The sequence below is a fragment of the Endozoicomonas sp. ONNA2 genome (genome assembly GCF_024606365.1).
GTDB lineage: Bacteria > Pseudomonadota > Gammaproteobacteria > Pseudomonadales > Endozoicomonadaceae > Endozoicomonas.
The window spans coordinates 1-6,202 of record NZ_JAHHPO010000231.1 but is presented as its reverse complement, the minus strand read 5'-3'; the positions used below and the strand labels follow the sequence as shown (position 1 = coordinate 6,202).

The 6,202-nt window shown below is 46.2% G+C and carries 6 protein-coding genes; 5 read left to right on the top strand and 1 reads right to left on the bottom strand.

What is annotated here, in order from left to right:
• Positions 1 to 201 (bottom strand): hypothetical protein (locus KDK14_RS04250; protein WP_257263776.1); only part of this gene is annotated, 201 nt, incomplete at its 3' end.
• A 113-nt stretch (positions 202 to 314) separates the two neighbouring features.
• Here KDK14_RS04250 and KDK14_RS04245 point away from each other — a divergent pair.
• The 5 genes from KDK14_RS04245 to nadS all read left to right on the top strand — a co-directional run bounded on the left by KDK14_RS04245 (position 315) and on the right by nadS (position 6,045).
• A complete protein-coding gene (locus KDK14_RS04245) occupies positions 315 to 758 on the top strand; it encodes a DEAD/DEAH box helicase family protein (protein ID WP_257263775.1) in 444 nt (147 codons plus the stop codon).
• The gene (locus KDK14_RS04240; protein ID WP_257263774.1) at positions 748 to 2,094 is read left to right on the top strand and encodes a DEAD/DEAH box helicase; all 1,347 of its coding nucleotides are present in this window, start codon (positions 748 to 750) and stop codon (positions 2,092 to 2,094) included. Before KDK14_RS04245 ends, KDK14_RS04240 begins: the two co-directional genes overlap by 11 nt.
• A gap of 293 nt (positions 2,095 to 2,387) precedes the next feature.
• On the top strand, positions 2,388 to 5,372 hold the full coding sequence (locus KDK14_RS04235; protein WP_257263773.1) for a Tn3 family transposase: 2,985 nt from the start codon (positions 2,388 to 2,390) through the stop codon (positions 5,370 to 5,372).
• Positions 5,373 to 5,435: 63 nt separating this feature from the next.
• Positions 5,436 to 5,756 (top strand): type II toxin-antitoxin system RelE/ParE family toxin, encoded by a 321-nt coding sequence (locus tag KDK14_RS04230; protein ID WP_163373258.1) that lies wholly within the window; start codon positions 5,436 to 5,438, stop codon positions 5,754 to 5,756.
• The gene (nadS, locus tag KDK14_RS04225; RefSeq protein ID WP_101747685.1) at positions 5,749 to 6,045 is read left to right on the top strand and encodes a NadS family protein; all 297 of its coding nucleotides are present in this window, start codon (positions 5,749 to 5,751) and stop codon (positions 6,043 to 6,045) included. The genes KDK14_RS04230 and nadS overlap by 8 nt, the downstream gene beginning before the upstream one ends.
• Positions 6,046 to 6,202 lie beyond the last annotated feature (157 nt).

Genomic DNA, 6,202 nt, shown 5'->3' with positions numbered 1-6,202 from the left:
CATAGTTCCAGAATTAGAGTGAAATGGGAAAGTTATTTTTAGACAATTCCCAAGCAACAAAATGTCAGATTTGTTTTTTTTCAAATCTTGGTCAGCACTGGAAACTCTCAGGTAGCCAATGGTTTTAGGGGTGTCTTCGGTCACTGTGAACTCAAACAAATCCAAAGTTAATGAAAACCATAAATATACAGGATTTTTCATGCATTTTCAGATCGAAAATACAGTGCATTTCTTTTATGATTTCTGTCATTAAAAACAATCGTTTTTAGTGTCAATATCTGACCCTTGATACAGAGTAGCAAAGTGAGATTATCATGGTCTTCAAAGAGCAATACCACATAGAAAACAACCAGCTGCTGCGCCCCCCTCAGCGTGAAGGCTGGCAGAGCATCAGAGACCACTACAGAGGTTCTAAGCCTGAACGATTCTCTGGGGTTATATTGCCTGTCGGCTGTGGAAAGTCGGGGTTAATTGCAATAACTCCTTATGCACTATCCGCCAGTCGCGTTCTGGTAATAACGCCAGGTACGCGAATCCGGGATCAGCTTGGCGAGGACATGAAGTCCAGCAGTCCATCAAAGTTCTACGACAAGTGTAATGTACTCGGTACTGGCTCAGGGCATCCAGAGACAGTGGTTGTAGCAAGTGGTTCAGTGAATCACGACGATATAGCCAATGCTGATCTTGTTATTTCCAATATTCAACAGATTGCAGGCGAAGAAAACCGATGGCTAGATGAATTTGGTGATGATCTTTGATTTAATTCTGGTTGATGAGGGACATCATAATACGGCTGCATCCTGGAGACAGGTGTTCGATCGCTTTCCTGAAGCACGGGTAATAAATTACAGCGCAACTCCTACAAGATCCGATGGCCAACTAATGGAAGGCCATGTCATTTACTCTTTTCCTGTCATTCGTGCCATAGAGTCTGGTTATGTCAAGAGGCTAACAGCCAAAATGTTAAGTCCTGCTGAGCTGACGTACATAGATAAAAGCTCAGGAGCCGAGAGGGTTATTGGTCTGGAGGAGGTAATCAGGCTGGGCAGAGAAGATGCGGAATTTCGCCGTGGGATTGTAATGAAGGACAGCACACTATCTTCCATAGTGGACTGTTCTATCGCAGAGTTACGCCGGTTGCGTTCCGAATCTGGAGAACAACGTCTGAAAATAATCGCTTCAGCCTTAAATATTGATCACTGTATCCAGATAACAGAGGCATTCCGCGCTCGTGGACTCAGAGCAGATTACGTTCATTCTCTAGAGGGGCAAGAAGCTAATAATCGTATACTGGATAAGCTAAAAAACCACCAAATTGATGTAATTGTCCAGGCACGAATGCTGGGCGAGGGTTTCGATCATCAATACCTTGCTGTAGCTATGGTAGGTAGCATTTATGCAAACCTCTCTCCTTTTGTCCAGTTTGTCGGGAGAGTGATGCGTGTTGTGGAGCAGAATGCACCTGATAACCCGGTAAACCGAGGCTCGGTGGTTTTTCATGCAGGCGCAAATGTAGCTCAACGATGGAGTGATTTCCGTACATTCAGTGAGGCAGATCAGAATTATTTCTCAGAGCTTCTGCCAGAAGCTGAAAACATAAATTTTGACACTAAGGGTGTTGCTACCAAAGAGGTAGGAAGTACCATGCCGTTACAGCCAGTTGACATCGTTTCTGAGACAGGTGTCATGGCTGAAGAAATGGAGCCAATCGGGAAAGAGGCCGCTGCTTTGATCCAGCAGCTGGCTGAGACAGGCATCAGCCCGGAAAGGGTTGCTTCAGAGTTACGCCGAATTCGCCCTACCCGGCAAGATCGTCGTCAGGCTAGACGTTCAGCCCTGAATGACCGCATCCAGAAAGAGACCGGAGGTTTATTGGCCCGTTGCAACATTAGTCCAGGAGGGAAGAGTCTTGATCGCAGCTATCAGAAGACCAATTTCCAATGGGTTCTGGCAGAGCTGAATCATCGGATAAATTCCAGTGCTTCACAACAGCAAGACAATCGACAGAATTTTACCTTAGACGAGCTTGATCGCGCTCACCAGGCTATTGATGACGTAGTGAGAGAGTTGGAGGGAGAGCTAAAAGGTGGGTAGACAAAAGTCTCTGATCAAAAACCTGAAGGTGACAAGCGCAAAGCGAACTCATTTTTGCAAAGCTAACTCAAAGCACAAAATCCTAAAAGGGGATCAACGTCTCACAGTAAAGGAAGGGCAGAGTGAGAAAAATTACTGTCTGAAATGCGGAAAGAAGTTTCTAGACAATGCTATAGATGAACTTTCAAAACTCCGAAGCGCTATTGAGACTGTATAAGTCAATATTTTTCTCGTTCCGGCAAAGGGAACTGCCAGGGCGAGGGCAGATTTAATGAATAAGGCATATCAATCCTGTGAGCCAAGAACATGAAACCGCCTATCCCCGGTTAAAAAAGCAGTACTCACAGAAAGAACTTGAGCGGTATCACACCCCTGACGATGCAGAACTTTCATTAGCGCGGCAGAACACTCGTCAACCCACGGCGAGAATTTGCTTTTTGCTTCTTATGAAAATTACTCAGCACCTTGGTTATTTCGTTCAGGTTCGTGAAATTCCCAAACTTTTCTTGAGGCATATTACTTCATGTCTGGGTTATGACAGAAAGCTTATCCCGAACGCGAGCCAGTTAAAGAGTTACGATCGAAGCGGTACCCGACAACGACACTTGCAAACTCTGCGCTGTGCATTGGGTATAAAACCCTTTGGTCAGGCTGGCATAGAACTTGTGGAAAGCACCGCTCTTCGTGCAGCGTCAACAAAAGAGCATGTCACCGATATCATCAATGAGGTTCTTGAGGAGCTGGTTCGCCAATATTATGAGCTACGATCATTCTCTATTCTTGATGACTCCGCCACAAAAGCCTGGAAAAAGGTTCGCCTTAATTTCTTTGCCGAGTACCGACAGCAGCTGAGCCTGCCAATACTGTATCATCTGGACAAATTGCTGGACGTGAATCAGAGTGACGATCATTTCAGCTTATGGAACAAGTACCGGCGGGAGTGTGGCAAACCGACATCCAAGGTTATCAAGGAGTACCTGAAGTGGCTGACTTCCATCAAAGAACAGGCAGAGAGTCTGCCAGAAATAACAGGGCTGCCGGCCGCCAGAAAAAAAGCACTCTTTCATGAGGCTCGCAGCTATGACGCCAAGTCCATGCGGCGGTTGCAGGCCAACAAGCGATACACACTCACAGCACTACTGGTTCGACAACGCTACGCTTCAGCATTGGATGATGTTGCCAACATTTTCATTCGCCTGGTTCGTCAACTGCACCATACCGCCAAGCAAAGCTACCAGGAGTACCGGCTAAAGAACACGGGGGATACGGATCAGCTAGTTACCAGGTTTTACAAAATCCTTCAGGCTTGGAACGCTGATGGCTCTCCGGATACCACTCAGGTGGATGAACTGCTCAACAGTGATACCGAACAATGGCTGAGTGCTTGTGAGCGTTACCTTAAGCTCGCTGATGATAACTACTATCCGTTTTTGGTGTCCCATTACCAGAAAAAACGTTCACAGTTGTTCAATTGTCTGGAGTTGCTGAAGCTTAAGCCCACTAGTGAAGATGACCAATTACTGCATGCGCTGGAGTGGATTAATCTAAATAGGCACCTGAGACGTACTGAGTTTGACGACATTCCTGAATCATTGTCCGATGGACAGTGGTTGACCGAGCCTTGGCTGAGAGTAATTGAACGCCAAAGAGAAGCTGATGGCCAGATGGTTTGGCGCAAAAATTATTTGGAATTGGCTGTTTTCAGCCTGATTATGGAAGCCCTGAACGCTGGCGACCTCTGCATTGAAGCCGGCGACATGTTCAGTGACTATCGGGATAAATTAATCTCTCTGGAGCAATATCAGGATCATATCGAAGAGTACAGCCGACAGTCCGGTATAGCTACTGACCCAGATGCGTTTGTGGAAGAACTGAAGCAAAGTTTGGAATCGGCGGCATCACTGGCTGATGACTCCTTTCCCGACTGCCAACATGTTCGATTTGAGGCAGGGTGCCTGAAACTCAGTCGGCCGGAAAGTAAGGTGCCTACAGCCAAAGTCGCTGAAATCAAGCGTTTGATCGATGAATGCATGCCATCCCTGAGTATCCTGGATGTGTTGATTGAGGCTGAGAGATGGCTGGATCTACATACACTCTTTGCTCTTCCTTCTGGTGAGAAAAGCCGGGTATCAGAACCCAGAAAACGCTTTGTAACCACTCTGTTCTGTTATGGCTGCAACCTTGGACCAACGCAGGTGGCTCGATCGGTGCAAGGGCTGAGTCGAAAGCAGATAGCCTGGCTCAGTATTGGCTATATCTCTGAGCCTGATTTGGACAAAGCCATAACCAAAACCATCAATGCCTATAATCGCTTTCAGTTGCCAAAGAGCTGGGGAACCGGTGAGCGGGCAGCGGCCGACGGCACACGGTTTGATGTCTATCAACAAAACCTGTTTTCTGAATATCACATTCGGTATGGCAGCTATGGTGGCGTCGGGTACTACTTTGTGTCAGATACCTATGCTGCCTTGTTTAGCCGGTTCATCACCTGTGGTTCTTATGAAGGGGCTTATATTCTGGATGTTCTGATGAACAACCAATCGGACATTCAGCCAAGCATTTTGCATGGAGATACTCATGCCCAAAATGAACCAGCATTTGGTTTGGCATACCTACTGGGCATTGAGCTAATGCCACGCATTCGTAAAGTTTCAAAGTTGCGTTTCTTCCGGCCGGAAGCCGGCGCTCGATACCAGCACATTGACAGCCTGTTTGAGCAAACCATTAACTGGTCTTTGATCAAGAAGTACTTACCGGACATGCTACGTGTTGCACTGTCTATCAAACACGGAACCATTGACCCCTCGGCCATCCTGCAAAGACTGGGTTCCGGCACCCGAAAAAACCGATTGTATTTTGCCTTTCGTGAGCTCGGCCGTGCTGTGAAAACACGCTTCCTGCTGAAGTACATCATGGATATTGATTTGCGAAAAACGATCAATCAGGCCACGAACAAATGTGAGGAGTTCAATGATTTCTGTAAATGGCTCATGTTTGGTGGCGATGGCGTCATTGCTGAAAACCTGCGACATGAGCAACAGAAGATCATTAAATACAATCAGCTTGTGTCCAATCTGACGATTCTTCATAACGTACAAAATATGACTCGTGCGCTGAAGGAGATTGCCAGTGAGGGGGTGGAGATAACACCAGATATACTGGCTGACCTGTCCCCGTACTGGCGAAAGCACATTAACCGCTTTGGAGACTACCGGCCGGACTACGATATACCCGTGTCCAAACTGGAGTATGACCTGATCCTTTCCATGATGCTCTGACGGGTCACAGTTTGCAAAAATACCACTTTGTGGTATATTTATTACTACAATGTAGGATTAAATATGGAATTTGTAGAAGCCAGTGTATTTACCAAAATTATCACTCAGCTCATGTCTGACGATGATTATCGTGCCATGCAGGAAGCTATGATTGCACAGCCTGATATTGGTAGCGTTATCAAAGGAACAGGAGGACTGCGTAAGTTCCGCTGGAAGTTGGGTGACTCTGGCAAGCGCGGTGGTGTACGAACCATCTATTACTGGCAAGTCAGTGAAGATATCTTCTACATGCTGTATGCCTACACTAAAAGTCGGCAAACAGACTTAACCAGTGCCGAGAAAAAAGTACTGTCAGAACTAGCGAGGGAGTTTTGCAATGAGTGACCATGAATTTAACTTTGATGAATTGGTGGAGAGCGTCAAGGAAGCGATCGACATTAACAAAGGCATTAAAAAGCCTTCACGGTCGTTCAAGTATGAGGAAATTGATGTTGCGGCTATCAGGAAGGCTACACACCTCTCACAGGAGAAGTTTGCGGCTCTGATTGGAGTGAGCATCAAGACTGTGCAGGGATGGGAGCAAAAAGTGAGAAAACCTCTCGGGCCGGCCAGATCATTACTGATTATGTTCCGCAACGACCCTAACCAGGCTATGGCCTTACTTCACCAGTGAGTAAGTATAAAAATACTATTTATTTAGGGCGTTATATTAAAAACAAAACAGGGATTCTTTTGCTTGTATTTCAATGGCTTGCAAATGTATGTGGAGAATTCCACGTAACTATTCTGTGAACCCAGCCAAACCAGCCCACCAAGCTGGTAAGGAATAC

Excerpts from the sequence above, each read along its gene's own strand:
- KDK14_RS04240 (WP_257263774.1), top strand. The coding sequence starts at position 748 with ATGATCTTTGATTTAATTCTGGTTGATGAGGGACATCATAATACGGCT.
- KDK14_RS04230 (WP_163373258.1), top strand. The coding sequence starts at position 5,436 with ATGGAATTTGTAGAAGCCAGTGTATTTACCAAAATTATCACTCAGCTC.
- KDK14_RS04245 (WP_257263775.1), top strand. The coding sequence starts at position 315 with ATGGTCTTCAAAGAGCAATACCACATAGAAAACAACCAGCTGCTGCGC.
- nadS (WP_101747685.1), top strand. The coding sequence starts at position 5,749 with ATGAGTGACCATGAATTTAACTTTGATGAATTGGTGGAGAGCGTCAAG.